Annotated in this window: 13 protein-coding genes; 7 read left to right on the forward strand and 6 right to left on the reverse strand. The window is 54.2% G+C overall.

Going from position 1 to position 17,890, the window contains the following annotated elements:
* Positions 1 to 25: 25 nt before the first annotated feature.
* Together HNV11_RS04420 and HNV11_RS04425 are read right to left on the reverse strand one after the other, a co-directional pair.
* Positions 26 to 1,294, reverse strand: a complete 1,269-nt coding sequence (locus tag HNV11_RS04420; protein WP_171738511.1) for a sensor histidine kinase — start codon at positions 1,292 to 1,294, stop codon at positions 26 to 28.
* Complete coding sequence (locus HNV11_RS04425; protein ID WP_171738512.1) at positions 1,291 to 2,001, reverse strand: response regulator transcription factor; 711 nt, start codon at positions 1,999 to 2,001, stop codon at positions 1,291 to 1,293. The genes HNV11_RS04420 and HNV11_RS04425 overlap by 4 nt, the downstream gene beginning before the upstream one ends.
* Positions 2,002 to 2,118: 117 nt before the next feature.
* Here HNV11_RS04425 and HNV11_RS04430 point away from each other — a divergent pair, with 117 nt between their 5' ends.
* Entirely contained in the window at positions 2,119 to 4,521 is a 2,403-nt protein-coding gene (locus tag HNV11_RS04430) for a TonB-dependent receptor domain-containing protein (protein WP_171738513.1), read from the forward strand.
* A gap of 120 nt (positions 4,522 to 4,641) precedes the next feature.
* Positions 4,642 to 5,238, forward strand: a complete 597-nt coding sequence (locus HNV11_RS04435) for a DedA family protein (protein WP_171738514.1) — start codon at positions 4,642 to 4,644, stop codon at positions 5,236 to 5,238.
* 244 nt (positions 5,239 to 5,482) lie between these two features.
* On the opposite strand, the gene HNV11_RS04440 is transcribed toward HNV11_RS04435, so the two are convergent.
* Positions 5,483 to 6,544, reverse strand: a complete 1,062-nt coding sequence (locus tag HNV11_RS04440; protein ID WP_171738515.1) for an NAD-dependent epimerase/dehydratase family protein — start codon at positions 6,542 to 6,544, stop codon at positions 5,483 to 5,485.
* Between the two features lie 84 nt (positions 6,545 to 6,628).
* Positions 6,629 to 8,581 (reverse strand): KUP/HAK/KT family potassium transporter, encoded by a 1,953-nt coding sequence (locus tag HNV11_RS04445; RefSeq protein ID WP_171738516.1) that lies wholly within the window; start codon positions 8,579 to 8,581, stop codon positions 6,629 to 6,631.
* Between the two features lie 198 nt (positions 8,582 to 8,779).
* On the opposite strand from HNV11_RS04445, the gene HNV11_RS04450 reads away from it, so the two are divergent.
* The 3 genes from HNV11_RS04450 (at position 8,780) to HNV11_RS04460 (ending at position 14,065) form a co-directional block, all read left to right on the forward strand.
* The gene (locus tag HNV11_RS04450; protein WP_171738517.1) at positions 8,780 to 9,544 is read left to right on the forward strand and encodes a DUF2064 domain-containing protein; all 765 of its coding nucleotides are present in this window, start codon (positions 8,780 to 8,782) and stop codon (positions 9,542 to 9,544) included.
* Positions 9,545 to 9,605: 61 nt separating this feature from the next.
* The gene (locus HNV11_RS04455; protein WP_171738518.1) at positions 9,606 to 12,680 is read left to right on the forward strand and encodes a TonB-dependent receptor plug domain-containing protein; all 3,075 of its coding nucleotides are present in this window, start codon (positions 9,606 to 9,608) and stop codon (positions 12,678 to 12,680) included.
* A 170-nt stretch (positions 12,681 to 12,850) separates the two neighbouring features.
* Entirely contained in the window at positions 12,851 to 14,065 is a 1,215-nt protein-coding gene (locus HNV11_RS04460) for an ABC transporter substrate-binding protein (protein WP_171738519.1), read from the forward strand.
* 25 nt (positions 14,066 to 14,090) lie between these two features.
* Here HNV11_RS04460 and HNV11_RS04465 read toward each other — a convergent pair whose 3' ends face one another.
* Positions 14,091 to 15,308, reverse strand: a complete 1,218-nt coding sequence (locus HNV11_RS04465) for a hypothetical protein (RefSeq protein WP_171738520.1) — start codon at positions 15,306 to 15,308, stop codon at positions 14,091 to 14,093.
* A gap of 319 nt (positions 15,309 to 15,627) precedes the next feature.
* Between HNV11_RS04465 and HNV11_RS04470 the strand changes: the two genes are divergently transcribed.
* Both HNV11_RS04470 and HNV11_RS04475 read left to right on the forward strand, forming a co-directional pair.
* Positions 15,628 to 16,470 carry an ABC transporter permease subunit gene (locus HNV11_RS04470; RefSeq protein WP_171738521.1) on the forward strand — a complete coding sequence of 281 codons (843 nt, stop codon included), beginning with the start codon at positions 15,628 to 15,630 and terminating at the stop codon, positions 16,468 to 16,470.
* The gene (locus HNV11_RS04475) at positions 16,460 to 17,227 is read left to right on the forward strand and encodes an ABC transporter permease (RefSeq protein WP_171738522.1); all 768 of its coding nucleotides are present in this window, start codon (positions 16,460 to 16,462) and stop codon (positions 17,225 to 17,227) included. The genes HNV11_RS04470 and HNV11_RS04475 overlap by 11 nt, the downstream gene beginning before the upstream one ends.
* Positions 17,228 to 17,250: 23 nt before the next feature.
* Here HNV11_RS04475 and HNV11_RS04480 read toward each other — a convergent pair whose 3' ends face one another.
* Complete coding sequence (locus HNV11_RS04480) at positions 17,251 to 17,751, reverse strand: hypothetical protein (protein WP_171738523.1); 501 nt, start codon at positions 17,749 to 17,751, stop codon at positions 17,251 to 17,253.
* Between the last annotated feature and the right edge of the window lie 139 nt (positions 17,752 to 17,890).

The following is a 17,890-nucleotide window of genomic DNA, read 5'->3' on the forward strand; positions in this document are numbered from 1 at the left end:
CCGGTAATGAGTCTGGGCCGAAGTCTCAGGAAGCGGGTAGAGATAGCGTAAACTCGTGGACCCTGGTTAGGCTGTCGTATGCATAGCTAACGATTATGCCGTACCGATCGGCGATCTGTTTTACCAGGGCAAGACCCAAACCCGTTGAATTGGGCCGGGCCGGATTCTTGACGAACCGACCAAAAAGCTGATCCGCTGGAAAGGGTAACGGCGGCCCAGCATTCCGCGTTTTCAGGTGAGTAGGGGTCAGAATGATTGTTGAGCCGGTGCTGGTATCGGCGTGCAGGATCGCATTTTTCAGCAGGTTCGTTACCAGAACTTCGGCCAAATAAGGGTTAAGGGTCTTTTGGACGCCCGGACTAACCTGACGCTGCCAGGTCATTTTCCGGTAATCGGCCAGCGGAATAAACTGCCGGTATAGACTCTCAACCAGATCGCTCAGGTCGACCCGCTGCTGTTCGGCAAACTGCCTGTTGTCTATTTTGGTCAGCAGCAGCAGACTTTTGTTGAGGTTCACCAATCGCCGAACCGAGTTCTGGGCTGATTCCATCAGCTCGACCTGCTCTGACGTGAGCGGTTCGGTGCCCAGCAGGCTGTCCAGCTGGGCCGTAACCAGGGCCAGCGGAGTCTGCATTTCGTGGGCTGCATGGTCGGTGAACTCTTTCTGGACCCGGAACTGCTGGTAGAGGTTTCGGCTCATAGCATTCAGAGCTGCGCTGACCGCACTGAACTCCGCAATGACGCTGTCCGGAAAGACAGTCGGAGTATTCTCATCCAGCCGGTACTCTCGGAGCCGGTTTGTCAGACGGTAGAACGGCTGCCATAGTCGTCGTGACACCCATCCGTTGAGCAGCACCAGCAAACCCAGCAGGATGATAAACCCACCGGTTACGACCAGCGACAGAAAATGAGCAATCTCATTCAGTTCGCCCATAGCCTGCCGGACGGTGATGCGATACGTTTTTCCCCGCACAACTTCGGTGCTCACAAGCTGACGAACTGGGATGCGTTGATTCTCCCGCCAGTCAAAAGCCAGCGTATCTGTAAACACCGGACCTATGAGACGCCCAAACCCTACCGGCTCCACGCGCGGATTGTCTAAAGGAAACCGACCCGCAAACTGGTGCCCCTGCGCTAATTGCTGACGGACATAAGCCAGATCGCTGCTCAACTGCTCGTCTATTTCGTACTGAATGCCCCGGTAAATCAGCAGATGGAATAACCAGCCACCCCCAATTACCACCGGCACCGAGACCAGAAAGAGATACAACAACGTTTTACGCAGTAAACTCATATTGTTTGGCTGAACAGATACCCTGCTCCGTACCGGGTTCTGATATAGTCCGGACAGTCCCGATCAATCAATTTCCGGCGCAGGTTCTTGATGTGCGTATACAGAAAATCGTGCGAATCGGCTCCATCCATATAATCGCCCCAGACCGATTCGGCGATGGCAGCCTTCGTCAGCAGCCGGTTTGGATTCGCCATGAAAAACAGCAGCAGTTGGTATTCTTTCTCCGTGAGGTCAACCGGTTCGCCGGCGACATGTACCTGATGGGACTGGGCATCTACCGAAATAGCCCCAAACGTAAGGAGCGTATTTCCGCCGAAAAATCGGCGACGGAGCACGGACTTGATCCGGGCGTTGAGTTCGGGCAGGTGAAAAGGCTTGGTCAGGTAATCGTCCGAACCGAGTTCCAGCCCCAGCAGCTTATCGTTGAGCGAATCTTTGGCGGAAATAATAATGAGGCCCGGCGTGGATACGCCGGGCATGGGCCCGGAAGCCGGTTTTTGATCGGCTTTAACCTGCCGGATCAGATTCAATCCATTGCCATCGGGCAAACCATTGTCGACCACAATGCAGTCATAGACATAGTCATGGATGGCTAAACTCGCCTGGGCGTAGGTCGTGGCTGTCGTAACGATGTATTTTTCCTCTTCCAGAAAATGGCGCATCGCCCCAAGCAGGGTCACTTCGTCTTCCACCAGCAGAATTTTCATAATCAGACAATTTACCAATGATACAGCCAGAATCTGAAGTAAATCTGAGTTACCGCTTCAGATTTGCTCCTGAATTACCAGTTAGCTTTGTGCCGTAATTCAGCTGTCTCTATCCGAATGAAACCAATTCTTCTATTTCTGCTGCTGGTTTGCGGGAGCATTAGCGCCCAGGCTCAAACGAACGCCGTAACGCTGTCGGGAACGATTAAGGAAGCTAAAACTAAGACGGCACTTCCGTTTGTGAACGTTACCCTGCTGACGCCGGCTGACAGCGCCTTTGTGCGGGGAGCCATTACTAACGAGGCCGGCTTGTTTTCTATGTCCGGTATTAGCCCCGGTAACTACTTTCTCAAAGTTACCTATATCGGCTACCAGACCCGGATGCAGGCGGTTCGGGTTGGCCAGCTCAGTGAGTTTTTAAACCTGGGCACAATCGAACTACCTGAAGAAGTAGCGCAACTGGGCGAGGTTGTCGTGAAGGCCCAACAGGAAACGATTGCCAGTACGCTGGAAAAGAAAACCTTTACCCTGGCCGATAACATCAGCCAGGCCGGTGGTTCAGCTCTGGAAGCCATGAAAAACCTGCCGGGCATCACCGTAGGCGATGGAGGGCGGGTGCAGCTTCGTGGAAGCGATAAGGTAATGGTGCTTATTGATGGCCAGCAAACGGCGTTAACGGGTTTTGGTAGTCAATCCGGGCTGGACAATATCCCGGCGTCGGCCATTGACCGAATTGAAATCATAAACAATCCCTCCGCCAGATTCGACGCCAATGGCAATGCGGGAATCATTAACATCATCTATAAAAAAGAAAAGAAAGAAGGCTTTAACGGAAAAATTGGTCTGTCTGCTGGGTTGGGAGCCCTTTGGGTGAAGCAGGAAAACTTCCCAACGATTCGGCCTCAGTACCAGCGTACGCCAAAAGTCAACCCATCGGTATCGCTCAATTACCGCCGGAACAAGGTCAATCTGTTCTTTCAGGGTGATAATCTCTACACGCAGACGCTGAATAAAAATGAGTTTGCCGACCGGTTTTACGACACGGGTGAAGTAATTCGCCAGCAAACCAAACGTAATCGGAATACGAACATCGCGACCGCCAAAGCGGGGTTGGACTGGTCTGTTAATGCAAACAACACCATCACCGTGTCGGGCCTGTTCAGCAGTGAGAAAATCATTGACCGGGGCGACGAGCCATTCTTCAATGGCAATCTGAGCGAGCGGCTGCGCTTGTGGCAGTTTCTGGAGGATGAACTGAAAACTACCGTTACTGCCACAATCAACTGGCAGCATCGTTTCAAACAGCCCGGAAGGCTGCTCAGCGCGGGTTTTAACTATACCTTCCACCGGGAGGACGAAAAATATTTCTTCACGAATATCCTGCCGGCCTATACCGGACTGGACGCGTTTAAACTCCTGTCTGACGAGCACGTAGGCGATTGGACGGTGGATTATGTGCAGCCATTGCGCTATGGTCGGGTAGAAGCCGGCGCTAAATTTCGCCGGCGGTACATTCCGACAAACATGCAGTTTTTTCCGGGCCTGAACTCTCCGCTGGATACCAACGCCGGAGGTTGGGCAACCTACAGCGAAATAATTCCGGCACTGTATGGGAATTACATAATTGAAACCCAGAAACTGGAGGTTGAAGCGGGCCTGCGCATCGAGTATGTAGACTTACAGTATAAAGTGAATCCGAACCATAACACGTATAAAAGTGATGGCTATCGCTACGGACAGCCTTTCCCGAATCTTCGTCTGGCCTATAAACTGACCGATAGCAACCGGTTGTCTTTTTTCTATACGCGTCGGGTAGACCGGCCCAATGAAGTCGATATCCGCATTTTCCCCAAGTACGACGATGCCGAAATCATTAAGGTGGGAAATCCAGGTTTACGCCCCCAGTTTACCAGTTCCTATGAACTAGGCTATAAATCCTCCTGGGACGGTGGATACGTGTATTCGGCCGCATATCACAAGGAAATGCAGGCAACTATTACGCGTATTGCCAGCATTGTGCCGGGCAGTACGCTGATTTACAATATATTCCAGAACGCCGGACGTAGCCGCAGCACGGGTGTTGAACTGATGGTGTCGCAGACGTTTGATAAGTGGGCTACGGTCAGTGTTAACCTGAACGGTTACCAGAACACGATTGATGCCTTCACCATTGTGAACCAGTATCCAGTCCTGAATACCTTCTCCGCCGATCGGCAGCGCTTGTTTTCCGGTAACGTAAAAGTGAATGGACTCTTCCAGTTGCCCCGGCAGTTCAATGCGCAGTTTACGGCTATTTATCTGGCCCCCGACCTGGTGCCTCAGGGACAGATCGACTCCCGTTTCTCGATTGATCTGGGACTGAAAAAAAATGTCCGTAAGAGTGAATGGTTTCTGAATGCGACGGATATCGCCAATACGCTTCGTATCCGGCGAAGGGTTCAGGGCGAAGGGTTCCGATACGTCAGCACAGACTATTATGAAACTCAGGTGGTGCGTTTGGGTTACGCCTATAAGTTTTAAGCAGGATTGTCTCCCTGGTCGGTGTTGACAGGCAGGACAGTGATGGGGTAGTACCCGGTTTACAATCTAATCCATGCTTTTCATGAGCCTTCGGGTGGGTGTATAAAGCATCTTCAAACTATGAATCAGGAGTGGCTGGAAACGGGCGGAACGGTATTAATGGCTGCTCTGGTATACGTAGAAACCGGGTTTCTGCTGGGTCTTGTTATACCCGGTGGAGAAACGCTGCTGTTCTCTGCCGGTTTACTCTGTGGTATAGATCAGCTGCGGGTGCCCGTAGGTGTGCTGATCGGGGTGTTGTTTGTGTCGGCTGTATTAGGCGATCTGACCGGTTTCTGGATAGGTAAGAAAATAGGGGGCCGCCTGGAGCATCAGCCCGACAATTTTATCTTTAAACGACGGTACTGGGAAAGGGCAAAAACGTATTACCATGCTCACCCCCACCGTACTCTGCTGATTGGCCGCTTCCTGCCCATTATCCGAACCTTCAATCCGTTGCTGGCCGCCGGGAGCGGTATGCCCGTAGGCCGTTTCCTGGGCTTAACTGCAACCGGCTGCGCTGCTTATATTACGGCTCTCGTGCTGGCGGGGTACTGGCTGGGCCAGGCCTTTCCGCAACTGGGTCAGTACGTTGAGTATATCTTCCTCGGCATTGTCGGACTGGTAATTGGAACGCTGGCCTTCAAAGCCTATCAGCATCGGAAGGAAACTACCTGATTCAGCCTCGTCGGCGAGCAAAATAGTGTTACCGGGTGCCGGGGGGCAATTAGCATCCCCTTGGCGCAACGGCTTCAGCGCAGAGAACCGAACCGGTGCGCAGCGCATACGTAAGCTTACCGGCTTCGAACCGCCCCGGTAGGTCGTGAGCGTTTTCAACGCCAGCCGAGAAAGAGTAAGTCAGGTGCCTGCCGTAACCAGATCGAGCCGGTGTAGCCAGGCGCGTCGGATTTGACAATGGGTTCTACTTCAGGATTGGCTCCAGGGCTGCCCGGTTCTCGTTCAGCCAGTCGTGAATATCCATAACAATCGCACGAATACCGAGCCGGGGTTTCCAGCCGGTTAACCGGGTAACTTTCGTATTGTCGGTGATATAGAGCCGGATGTCGGCGGCCCGGTTTTCGGTTACCTGGTTGATCCGAATGGTTTTGCCGGTTACTTCCTGGCAGATCCGGGTTAGCTCCTGCAACGAAGCGCTGCTGTCTACGCCACCGCCCGCATTCAGAATCTCGCCGTTAACGGCATCCAGATTGTGCAGCTGCCAGTCGATCAGCCGGTAGAGGTCGGCGATGTGGAGCATGTCGCGGGTTTGTTTACCCGTTCCGCCGTAACCAATATAAGCGAGTTGCTGCTCAAAAAAGTGTTTGGCAATCCAGAGCACCATAACGCCCTGATCGACCTTACCCATCTGCCATGGGCCGGTAATGACTCCGCAGCGGTTAATGACCGTTTTCAGGCCGTAAAACTCATTGTATTCCTGAATGAGCAGCTCTGAGGCCAGCTTGGTAGTGCCATAGAGCGACCGCGCTCCGTCGAGAGGGAAATTCTCGGCAATCCCCCGCGCGGATACGCCCGGAACGGGCTGGTCGTCGGTGAGGACGAAGCGCGAGTCGGCTTCCGAAAAATTCAGCGTTTCAATGGTTTTGATCGGATAAACGCGGCTCGTCGACAGGAAAATAAAGTTGGCCTTATGCTTCAGAGCATAATTGAGGCAGTTGACTGTACCAAACAGATTCGTGTTGATGAGGTAGTCGGGCGTACCGTCCAGACCCGCCAGCACCGACGGTTCGGCGGAGGCTTCGATGACCGTATCGACAGCTGGCAGAGCGTCAAAATCTTCTTTGCTGCGGATGTCGCCGTGAACAAACTCGATACCAGCTGCTTTGAGTCGCGACAGACTCAGTTCGGAGCCACGTCGTTTGAGGTTATCGAGAGCATATATCTGGTAATTGGGGTAGTTCTGTTTAAGCGAAATAGCCAGCGACGAGCCTACAAAGCCGGCCCCGCCGGTAATTAACAGTTTCATAAGTAAAGAGTGAAAGGGTGAACGAGCGAATGAGTGAAGCAGAACCATCCAGGGTTATAACTCATTCGCTCGTTCGCTCATCGATTAAGTTGGAATTCGTTTGAGTTTGACGTTTTCGACCGGGCGGATCACGAGCGGCACTTTCTCGACTTTCACCGAGCTGCTGTCCAGGCCGAACCAGCGGTCTTCAGGCGTCGTAAAGCCTTTGACGGTGAAGTACAGGTTCATGATGAACCGTTCGCGGACGGGTAGTTCGTTCTCGAAAGAAAGGAATTTTTCGAGCACAACAAACCGGAAATCGCCGATGACGTTCTGGCCCCGCAGGGATTCGTACCGGCTCGTAATGTCTACTTCTTTGTTTTTTACCATGTCCTCGATCACCTTCCGAAAGAACAGGTTGATTCGCTGCTCGACCCGGAAACCCAGCTTGAATGTCACCTTATAGGCATCGTCGGGCGCGATGGTGTTTACTTTATACTCCATCGTGTACGGGTCGTCGGTCGTATCGACGTGAACGAACCAGTAGATGTCGGCGCGTTTGGGCCGTTTTTGAAAGATGGAGTAAATGATTTTTGACTCAATCTCCGATTGCCGGGCCGCATTGCTCATGAACACGAGGTGCGTAGCGTATTTCGGAATGCTGATGTCGCGGCTGAGTTCCTTGATCGCCTGAATGTAGTGGTCAATACGAACGTATTCAGTCAGGCGAAGCTTGATCTGGAAGGCCTGCAGCCAGATATACATGACACCCGCAATCATGGCGCCAATCAGCACCGAGACCCAGCCGCCATGTGGAAACTTAATAAGGTTCGCAACCAGAAACGACCCTTCGATGCCCAGATATACCGCCAGAAACAGAACGACCCCCCACGCCTGAAACTTCTTGACGTACAGGTAATAAGACATCAGCAGCGTTGTCATCAGCATCGTCAGAGTGATGGCCAGCCCGTAGGCCGCTTCCATATTCGACGACTCGCGGAAATACAGCACTACGCCAACGCAGCCCGCCCATAGCAGGAAATTAACGCTCGGTACGTAAAGCTGCCCTTTCTGCACGCTGGGGTAACGCAGCCGTACTTTGGGCCAAAAATTAAGCCGGATCGCTTCGCTGATGAGCGTAAAGGAGCCACTAATGAGCGCCTGGCTGGCGATGACCGTCGCGGCCGTGGCAATTACGATGCCGATGGTCAGGAACCAGGGCGGCATCACTTCGTAGAACGGAATCCGCTCGCCCAGTTTTTGGCCTTCAATGCTTAGCAGCCACGCGCCCTGTCCAAAATAGTTCAGCAGAAGGCAGGTTTTGACGAATACCCAGCTAACCCGAATGTTCGACCGGCCGCAGTGACCCATGTCGGAATAGAGCGCTTCGGCCCCGGTCGTACACAGAAACACGGAGCCCAGCAGCCAGAAGCCCCCTGGATATTCGGTCAGGAGCCACCAGGCATAATACGGGTTCGCTGCCAGCAGAATACCGGGTGCCTGTGCAATCTGAGCGATTCCCAGCGTGCCGAGCATAACGAACCAGACGAGCATGATCGGGCCAAAGGCTGTACCCACTACGCTGGTGCCAAAGGCCTGAATTAGAAACAGAACCGTCAGAATACCGATCACAATTTCGACAATCTGAATCTCGGTGATGTCAGGATACAGGTTGCGCAAGCCCTCAATTGCCGACGTTACGGAGATGGGCGGAGTAATGATTCCATCCGCCAGCAGGGCCGACCCGCCAAGAATAGCCGGCAGCGTCAGCCAGCGGGCGTGCCGCCGGACCAGCGCGTAGAGGGCGAAGATTCCGCCTTCCCCCCGGTTGTCGGCCCGCAGGATCAGGATAACGTACTTAACGGTGGTTTGCAGCGTCAGTGTCCAGAAAACGCAGGAGAGAGCTCCCCGTACAACGTCGGCCCGAATGGCATTTCCAGCACCAATAATAGCCCTGAGCGTATAGAGGGGCGACGTTCCGATATCACCGTAGATGATACCCATTGCCACCAGCAGACCGGCGGCTGTAACGGTGTCTAAATGCTTCTTATCTTCCATAAAATAGGCTTTCGCCTTATCGTTTCACGAAGGAGTAAAACGGGGCAAAGATAGCCGATGTTTACATTCATCGACTTCGGTTTAACCCTAAACTTGACGGGTTATAAATAGAACCGAAAACCAAACACCTGGCTGGTACGTAAGGTTATGAAAGCGTTGGCTCAATTGCAACCTGTGAGCCGACTTGTCTCATTCCGCATGAGTTGTTCACCTGGCCAGACGGCCGTCCTGCTTTTTTCGCTGCCTTCCCGTCTGGAGGCCCTGCGCAAACCGTTTTCGGCGGGGCAATCAGTGGCGCGTCGAGCCAGGCAGAGCCAGCAGGTGTGGGCAACCATGCAGCAATTAACCCGCGCTAAAATAGACGCAGCCGGCCTGCCCTGCCTGCTTTCGGCCCGGCTGGCTCCAGCGCCGGATTATGCAGCTCCCTTTGGCCAGCAGTTACTGACCGCCGTATCAACCGCCTTTGCGAAGGGTTACGAGCGTATTCTGATTATCGGGAATGATTGCCCGGATTTACAGGTCAGCGACCTCAGAGCTGCGGCTAAGGCTCTTGAGCGAAGTATTTTACCGGTGGGTTATGACCGGCGGGGCGGCATTTTTCTCCTCGGCCTCGACCGGCGATTTCTGGAACAAACCACTGGGCAACTCTTTGCAAATCTTCCGTGGCAAACGCCCCAGCTGGGAACCGCTCTGACCGACTGGCTTACCGATTACGTTGGTACCGTAATCAGCCTGTCAACCGCGCGAGTCGACTGGAATGAGCAAACCGACCTTCGGGCGGGCACGTGGCTGCGGGGTATCTTTGCCGGACTGGCGCAGCGGGTCTGGGCGCTGGTTGCGATACAAAAACTCTGGCCGTTTTCGTTTCCTGTTCTCTTTCCATCATCAAATGACGGACGCGCTGCCAGCCTTCGCGCGCCACCGGCCAGCCGACTGGTCGTAGCTTCAGTAGCTCTGGCTTAACTGCGCAGACTAAATCCGGTGCATTCTGCATTCGCAAGTTTTTGTTTATCTCTTCAATTTCATGAAAAATTTTTTCCTGTTCTGGCTCCTGATGAGCCTGGCGGTCGGGGCGTTTGCTCAAACGGCCGATCTGGACGTTACTGTCCGCGAATTAACCCGTCAACAGTCCGTTACCGGGCAGACCGTCTATCTTGAAAACCCGGCTATTGGGCTCACAGCCTCCGGGCAGACCGACGCCAACGGGAAGGTCCTGTTCCGGCAGCTATCCCTGAACGGAACGTATCGGCTCTACACCAAAGAAACCGGGCAGTATCAGGAGAGCGTGGCGGAGGGGATTGTGCTGCGCTCAAATTTCCGCCGGAGCGTAACGCTGCTGCTACCCGGCAAACGGGAAGTCAACCTGACCGAAGTGAGCGTTCGGGGCAATTCGCTTCGGGGCACGAGCGCATCCCGCATCAACACGACCAACGCTGAAGTGTCGTCGGAGCTGGAAATCCGGAAGGTCGAAGAACTACCGGTTGAAGGCCGCGACATTACGCGGGTGCTCTACCGGCTGCCCAACGTCAGTCAGGCAACGGGCTTCTTTCCCGAAGCGCCGAACGTCAGCATCAACGGAGCCAACGGACTGTTCAACAATTACCTGATTGATGGTATGGACAATAACGAACGGTTCCTGGGCGGGCAGAAGTTTGCCATTCCTATCGGCTTCACCCGCAACGTAACGGTGCTGACCAACAACTACTCGGTAGAGTTTGGCAATACCGGTAATGGCATCATCAACATTACGACCAAGTCGGGGAGCAACGAAACGACCGGCGAAGTGTTTCTGCTGTCCCGGCCCGGTGCGGTCATTGACGCGCAGACGAGCTACCCCCTGCGCGATCTGTCGGGCAATCAGGTCAGGGCCGGGTTTGCCCGGTATCAGGGTGGTTTCGGGGTAGGGGGTGCGCTGGTAAAGAACAAAACATTTTATTTTCTGAACGTTGAACACACTACCGACGTAAAGGACAACCTGCTGACTGCACCCCTGCTGGGCATTAACGAAACAGTACGCGGCACGAACCGCTTCACCTATATTTCGGGAAAGCTTGACCAGTTCTGGAGCGACCGGTTCAAGTCGTCGCTGCGGGTTAACGTGGGCCAGGTGGCCATCGGGCGGCAGGCCGGTGGCCTGGAGGGCGGCATTGCGTTCCCATCGGCTGCCAACGCGCAGGATCGAAACTCGCTGCTGATCGCTTCCCGCAATACCTACACTACCAAACGGTTTGCTTCGGAAACGAACGTACAGTACAGCAGCTTTCGCTGGAATTACGCCCGCGCGACGAACCCCAACAGTCCCGACGTAACGGTTCTCGACCCAACCGGACAGGGTGTGGCTTATCTTGGGCATCCTGGTTACCTGTTCGACTCGCACGAGAATACGGTGCAACTGCAGCAGAAGTTTTCGTTCTACCGGGGTAACCATACGTTCCGGGCCGGAGCTGAAGTGATTGCAGCCCGCCATCAACTCTTCGGGGGCGGAAATCCAAATGGCAGCTATACCGTACAGTTGACGGCCAGCCAGTTGGGAGCGTTGCGGGAGCGGGGAGTTGGTGTCAACCTGAGTCCGGCCGACATCCCGGCCGATGCGCGGGTGCTGAACTATTCGGTCGAGTTGCGGCCTGCGTCGTTCGGCACGACGCAGACAATCTACACGGCTTACGTGGAGGATCAGTTTACGGCCAGCCCGCGTTTAAACCTGACGGTTGGCCTGCGCTATGATTACGATAACCTGAGCAAGGGCGGAGCCGCAACCGGCGACTTCAATAACGTGGCTCCCCGGGGAAGTTTCAACTACAAACTCACGGGCCGGTCGGCTATCCGTGGGGGTGTGGGCCTGTTCTACGATAAGATCCTGTACTCGGTTTATAGCGACGCGCTCCAGCAAAACAATACCGGTCCCGACTTCAAGCGGCAGCTTCAGTATTTTGTAGATCAGGGAATTCTGCCCGCCGGTACGAACATCGACCGCGTTACGTTCGACGGAAACCTGAGTGTGGGGCCGGGCTTCAACAGTGCCGGTCAGTCGTTTCGCTATCTGCAGGGGCCGTCGGCCGCGTCGTTTGCCGGACAGCGGAATACCTTCAGTGGTGAACGACGCATTCTGAACCCGAATGGCTACGCAAATCCGTATACGTTCCAGTCGACGCTGGGGTATCAGCTCCAGGTAAGCGACAAGATGCTGTTCTACGCCGATGTAGTGTACAATGAGTCGTATAATCTGTTCCGCACCACGAACCTCAATGCGCCGTCGGCCTGGGACTATACTCTGAGCGCCCAGCGCAGCATTGCCCGCTCAACCGGTGCGGCTAACCTGACCCGCCCGGTGTCCATCGCCAATGGGGCCGGTATAATCAATGGGCAACGGCTGACTGGCGTAGCGCAAAGCGTGGTTATGACCGAGGATAAAGGGCGGTCGCGCTACACGGCGCTGAGTCTGAACCTGCAGAAAGACCGGGCTAATGATCTGTACGCCTACCGGCTGATCTATACGCTGTCGCGGCTCTACAACGACACGGAAGACATCAACTTCCGGGCGATGGATGCCAACAACTTCGCCAGTGAGTGGGGGCCAAGCATCAACGACCGGCGGCACATCATCAACGGCATATTTAACTATTACGTAGGCCAGCGGCTAACGGCAACTGTAGCGGCCCTGATTCAGAGCGGTCAACCGATTAACCGAATTCCTGATGGGTCGAAATACGTGGTCGTCAACCAGAACCTCCAGCCGGTGCTGGTGGGCGGTCAATCGATTACGAGCAATGACCTCAATGGCGACGGGTCGGCTTTTGGGGATGCTTATGTAGGCAACTCTGACCGGCAACCGGGCGAGAGCCGCAACAGCGATCGACTGCCCTGGTCGAAGGTGGTTGATGTGAGTGTGCAGTATAACCTGCCGCTGGCTGGCCGGGCACGGCAGATTGAAATCCGGGCGGACGTGTTTAACGTGCTGAATACAAATAATCTGAGCGGTTATTCGAACAATGCGACGCAGAGTAATCAGATTCAGGTTGGTCCGCGCGGTAGCGGAATTGTCCAGCGGAACGCGGCTCCGCCCCGCCAGTTTCAGTTCGGCGTCCGGTATCTGTTTTGAGTGATTCAGTCAGTAATCTATAAAAAAGATAGAACAAGGTGAATCGATTCGGTAGTTTTATTCGTATATAAATCAGCCAGCGATACGCCTGCTGAGTTTTGTTTTAATTAGGTGTGTTTAGCAGATGGCTCGTTCGTTGAGCGAGCCATCTCTCTTTTTAAGCGGATTCTATGCATTCAATCAGGCTACTCATTAGCAGTTTAGTACTTTTTGCAGCCTGCTCCTCGTCCGAGCAGCGCGACCCGGCCAAAACTCTGAGTCAGTCCTGGACGCAGATTGAGCAGCGGGGCCGAAACCAGCCCGTTACCCTGATGATGTGGCTCGGCGATCCATATATCAATGACTACATAAATCAATACGTCAGGCCCGAAGTCAGGCAACGTTACGGAATCGACCTGCAAACTTCTTCCGGGCAGGGCGCGCAGATTGTGCAGACGCTCGTAGCTGAACGCGAGGCCGGGCAGCCAAGCCAGATCGACATGGCCTGGATCAACGGCGAAACATTCTATCAGCTCCGGCAGGTTGGTGGTCTGCTCGGTCCGGTAACGAATAAAATGCCGAACGCCCGGTACATCGACTTTTCCAACCCCTACATCGGTACCGATTTTCAGCAGCCTGTTGCCGGCATGGAAGTGCCCTGGGGCAATGTTCAGCTGGCTGTCATTTACGATTCGCAGAAGGTGCCCAACCCGCCCCGGTCGTTTGCCGAATTTCCTGCGTATATAAAAGCGCACTCCGGCCAGATCACGATTCCAAACGAATTTACGGGTATGACCCTGCTAAAATCCTGGATGATTGCGCTGTCGGGCGATCCAAAGCTATTTCAGGGAAAATTCCGTGAAGAAGTCTATACGCGCTGGTCGGGTGAGCTCTGGAAACAGATAAACGCCTTGAAGCCTTATTTCTGGAAACAGGGCGCTACGTTTCCCGAACAACTCTCAACGCTCCACCAGCTTTTTGCCAACGGCGAAGTAGCCTTTACGTTCTCCGACAACGACGCTGAGGTTGACAATAAGGTCAATCTGGGTTTCTTCCCGAAAACGGCCCGTGCCTATGTGCCCGCGCCCGGCACCATCCGAAACTCGCACTACATGGGTATCATGAAAGGGGCGCAGCATCCCGAGGCCGCCATGCTGGTCGCCAATTTCCTGATGTCGCCGGAAGCGCAGCTAAAGAAAATGGACCCCAACGTTTGGGGTGATCATACGGTACTGGATTTGAAAAAACTTCCTGCCAGCTACCGGGATCAGTTCGAGAACCTGCCCACCCGCCGGTATGCGCCCAAACGCGAAGCTATTCAGAATCTGGCCTTTCAGGAGCCCGCGCCTGAGTATATGACGCGGCTTTACAGGGATTTCCGAACTCACGTAATCGAAAATCAGTAAGCCAGGTGTAGACAGGCCGTAAGCCTTAGTTGGGTTTTTGGTTTAACTCCCGTTCCAGCTCACTTTCTGCCTCGGCAGGGGACGGCTCCGGCGAAATACGTTTTGGGGCCTTTGTTGTGGCCGGATTTCGTTTAGCCGTTCTACTGGCAACTACATCTGCCCGTTGATCGGGTTCATTTTGGGAAAGTTTCGGACTAGCCTCCGGGGTTGCCGGTATAGTCTCCTGTGGCTTCTCTGTAGGCTGAACCGTGGTTACGCTGATTTCCTCTGGCTTATTTATTGGCTTTTCAACGGGCTTCTGAGCGCGTATTTCCGGCTGGCTGGTTGCTACGGGTAGTTCTGTTTCAGTCGGCGGTGTGGTACGGGTGTATACAGGATCCGTTTCGGGAACAGTCTGCTCGGGAACACCGGCTTCGATCGTCGTGGCCTGGCATAAAGCCGGCGAAATCTCGCATCGGTAAGCGTATCCGACGAAGGCGACTATCCCGATCAGAACTGCGGCCGTAGCCGGTGCCCATATGCCCATTGAGCCCATACGCACCGGCCATTGTTCGGCCGTGGGGTCTGGTGTTTGAGTCGGGGGCACGGGTGTTTCCGGCTGAACACTCCCACTGCGGGCTAGGAGAGGAAGCGTTTTTTTGTCGTACGGGGCTTCAATTGTTAGCTGCCCCTTATGAACCCCGATTTCATACGCACTGTAGCGTATACGAACTGGGGTTCCAGCAGCAGTTGGCGTAAAGGTCAGGCTGGACGAGAAATTTGACTGGTTATCGCTGGCAAACTGAAAAAGAGCAGGCGTGTCGGTTGAGAGCTTTACGGGGGTGTCGGTGTGCTGCTGGACAATGGTCAGTTTCAGAAAAGACGGTGTGCCTACCGGAGTAATTGGAAACGTAGGAGCCAGGTTGTCGACCGTCAGGCGGGGGGACTGGTCCGTCTCGGGAGCTTTTGTAATCGTACCCAGAATTGGCAGTACCAGTTTCTCCAGGGAGTTACGAATAGTGACGCTTCCATTGGTGGGCGCACCTTTGGTAGTTATCAATAAAATGGTGGCCTTGGCTACCCGATTGCCATCCGGTTGCAGTACATGATCAAAGGTTAAGGCCGCCTTAGGTTTATCGTTAGCCGAAGTCGCTAACCGATACCCTTCAGATGCTTCAACAACTAACTTACCAAAGCCTTTTTCAGGGATCAGCACAGATTCGACCGGGAAGCTGAACGATTCATCTTTAAAATCGTTTGCCAAAATCACCTTTTGAGTAGGTTTTCGAAAAGGCATGTTTTTATAATTTGTAGACTTCTATGTACTTAGATTGGTAACTAGTAATTTTTTTTAGTAGTGTTTTAGGTGGCTTATGGACTCATTTTCAGCGGTATAAAGATACGCAATTACCGTATAGCCAGAAGTTTTCAGTAGCTAAAAATTTGTCACCGATGGTTTAAGTAGATTATGTGCCGGGTAGAATCCAGCCTTACTCGTACGGTAATTGATCTGGAACGGGTAAGGCTGGATTCGGCTCGTTGTCCGCCCGATCTTGTAGTTTTGTACGCACTATCTTCCAGCCTTGAGAACAACGAATTTTATTCTGGCTTTATACGCCCTGCTGATAGCTGGTCTGCCGCTGGCGGGACTGTTCAACGCGCTTGGGTACAGCCTGGGTCTGGCGGGGCCGCTGGCAACCGGACTGACAGACCAGTACTGGCGGCAGCTAGCAGCCGAAACATCCCTGCTGATTTCGCTGGGGTTCAGCTTGTACGTAACGGTTTTGTCGGTCGGACTGGCCGTGCTGATTGCGCTCTATCTGGTGCTGGGTCAGCAGTTCATGCTCCGTCGTCGGCCTTTTCCGACCTTGTTATACGTACCATTGCTGTTTCCGTCGCTGGTCGTAGCATTTTACCTGTTTCAGTTGCTGAGTGGTTCCGGATGGATTTCGCGGATAACGTTCGCGCTTGGGCTGACCAATGCCCCCGACGCCTTTCCAGAACTGATTCAGGACGGGGCCGGGATTGGTATAATCCTGGCTCATGTCGTGCTTGCTTTCCCTTTCTTTACGTTGCTGTTTCAATCGCTCCAGGCCGATGCCCGGCTGCATGATCTGCGCAGCCTGACCCGAACGCTGGGTGCATCGGCGGGGCAGTTTAACCGGCGGGTGGCCGCGCCGATTCTGTTACGCCGGGCTGCGCCTACGCTTGTTCTGTATGGCGTGGCGGTGCTGGGAGCTTACGATATTCCGCTCGTACTGGGCCGAAATTACCCACAGATGCTGTCGGTATTGATCACGACCCGGCTTCAGCGGTTTGATCTGGCCGAGTTGCCGATGGGCTACCTGATCGGGTTTCTGCTGACGCTGTTTTTGATGGTTATTATTTATCTGACCACCCGATGGACCCAACGCCATGCGCTCTAAGACGTTTTTAACCAGCTTTATGGTCGTGCTGTTCGGGCTGCCCTTTGTGCTGCTGGGATTGCTGGCGCTGGGGCAGTACTGGCGTTTCCCGGACGTGCTGCCGCCAACGTTTTCGTTCGATGCGCTCGGACGGCTTCTGACGGCCGACAGCGGGCTGGCAACGGGCGGGCTACTGAGTCTGGGTATTGCAACAGGGGTATCGGTCCTTGCAACGGGGCTGGGTTTCTGGGTGGCGCGTGCCATTGCGCAAAGCCGACGGCCGAACCGCTGGGTTACGTTGAGCTATCTGCCTTACGCGATGCCGCCGGTTCTCTCGGCCGTACTGATTCAACCCTATATCATTCGGATGCACCTGTCCGGTACGCTGGCCGGCGTCGGACTGGGGTTGTTGCTGGTGACGGTTCCATTCAGCACGCTTTTTTTTCGCTCATTCTGGAGCCAGCAGGCCCGTCAGTACGAACAGCTGAGCCGTACGCTGGGCTGCTCGCCAACGCAGGCGCTGACGCGCGTACTGCTGCCGCTGGCCCGGCCACTGCTGGTTACGTGCCTGTTCCAGACGTTTCTGCTGGCCTGGTTTGACTTCGGCCTGACGAACTACCTGAGCGTCGGCAAGGTTCGGACGCTGACCGTGCAGGTGTTTCTATTTATTGGGGAAGCGAACAGCCGACTGGCGGCTGTGGCGTCGCTGCTGCTGTTACTGCCGCCGGCCCTGCTGCTCTGGCTGAACAAACGAACCATTGTCCGGCGGGTATTCTGAACGCAGTATGGCGCGGATAATCCTCAGCGGCTGTACTGCTGCTTCTGGCGCTCGTGTTCCAGATACCAGCTAAAAGCGGCAAATGTAACGGCCCCCAGACCCACTAACCAGATGGCGCCCCACATGCTCAGATAAGACCAGGTTCCCCGGGCAATCATCTGGAGCAGCGCCATACCGATCAGGCACAGGCCCAGGGCCATAATAAAAGCGTTTCGCAGGGTTTTGTTATAGGACTGCCGCAGGTCGTAGGCACCATAGGCTTTGTTCCGGAACTGGAAGACAATGTCGTCCAGACTGGCTTCCTGAAGCTCCCGGCCGCTTAGAGGTCGTCTGCTGATGGCTTCAATATTGGCTTCCAGCAGGGCCTTGTCCAGGGCCGATTCAAACGGCAGACCAATCCACATATAATGTTCAACTTCTCCGGCAAGGTGGTTGAATAACTCGTGGAGTACGGTGTCGCTGAGTCCGGCCTGAATGAGATGATTGTATATACGGGCTACTTGCTGAGGGTTTAGTTTTTCCATGACCGGATTTAGCTGAGCTAATAAAACGCCAGATCAGGCGACGTTTGATCTATTCAATAAGCAACTCAGTAGTAAATATAAACCCGTTTCGAATAAGAACCAGGATAAATACTGGTTTTGATTGAACGAAATGTGGTTA

The organism is Spirosoma taeanense (assembly GCF_013127955.1).
Lineage (GTDB): Bacteria > Bacteroidota > Bacteroidia > Cytophagales > Spirosomataceae > Spirosoma > Spirosoma taeanense.

Coding starts and splice junctions, on each gene's coding strand:
- HNV11_RS04420 (WP_171738511.1), bottom strand. CDS start 1,294: ATGAGTTTACTGCGTAAAACGTTGTTGTATCTCTTTCTGGTCTCGGTG.
- HNV11_RS04460 (WP_171738519.1), top strand. CDS start 12,851: ATGCATTCAATCAGGCTACTCATTAGCAGTTTAGTACTTTTTGCAGCC.
- HNV11_RS04435 (WP_171738514.1), top strand. CDS start 4,642: ATGAATCAGGAGTGGCTGGAAACGGGCGGAACGGTATTAATGGCTGCT.
- HNV11_RS04445 (WP_171738516.1), bottom strand. CDS start 8,581: ATGGAAGATAAGAAGCATTTAGACACCGTTACAGCCGCCGGTCTGCTG.
- HNV11_RS04440 (WP_171738515.1), bottom strand. CDS start 6,544: ATGAAACTGTTAATTACCGGCGGGGCCGGCTTTGTAGGCTCGTCGCTG.
- HNV11_RS04450 (WP_171738517.1), top strand. CDS start 8,780: ATGAGTTGTTCACCTGGCCAGACGGCCGTCCTGCTTTTTTCGCTGCCT.
- HNV11_RS04455 (WP_171738518.1), top strand. CDS start 9,606: ATGAAAAATTTTTTCCTGTTCTGGCTCCTGATGAGCCTGGCGGTCGGG.
- HNV11_RS04425 (WP_171738512.1), bottom strand. CDS start 2,001: ATGAAAATTCTGCTGGTGGAAGACGAAGTGACCCTGCTTGGGGCGATG.
- HNV11_RS04430 (WP_171738513.1), top strand. CDS start 2,119: ATGAAACCAATTCTTCTATTTCTGCTGCTGGTTTGCGGGAGCATTAGC.
- HNV11_RS04480 (WP_171738523.1), bottom strand. CDS start 17,751: ATGGAAAAACTAAACCCTCAGCAAGTAGCCCGTATATACAATCATCTC.
- HNV11_RS04475 (WP_171738522.1), top strand. CDS start 16,460: ATGCGCTCTAAGACGTTTTTAACCAGCTTTATGGTCGTGCTGTTCGGG.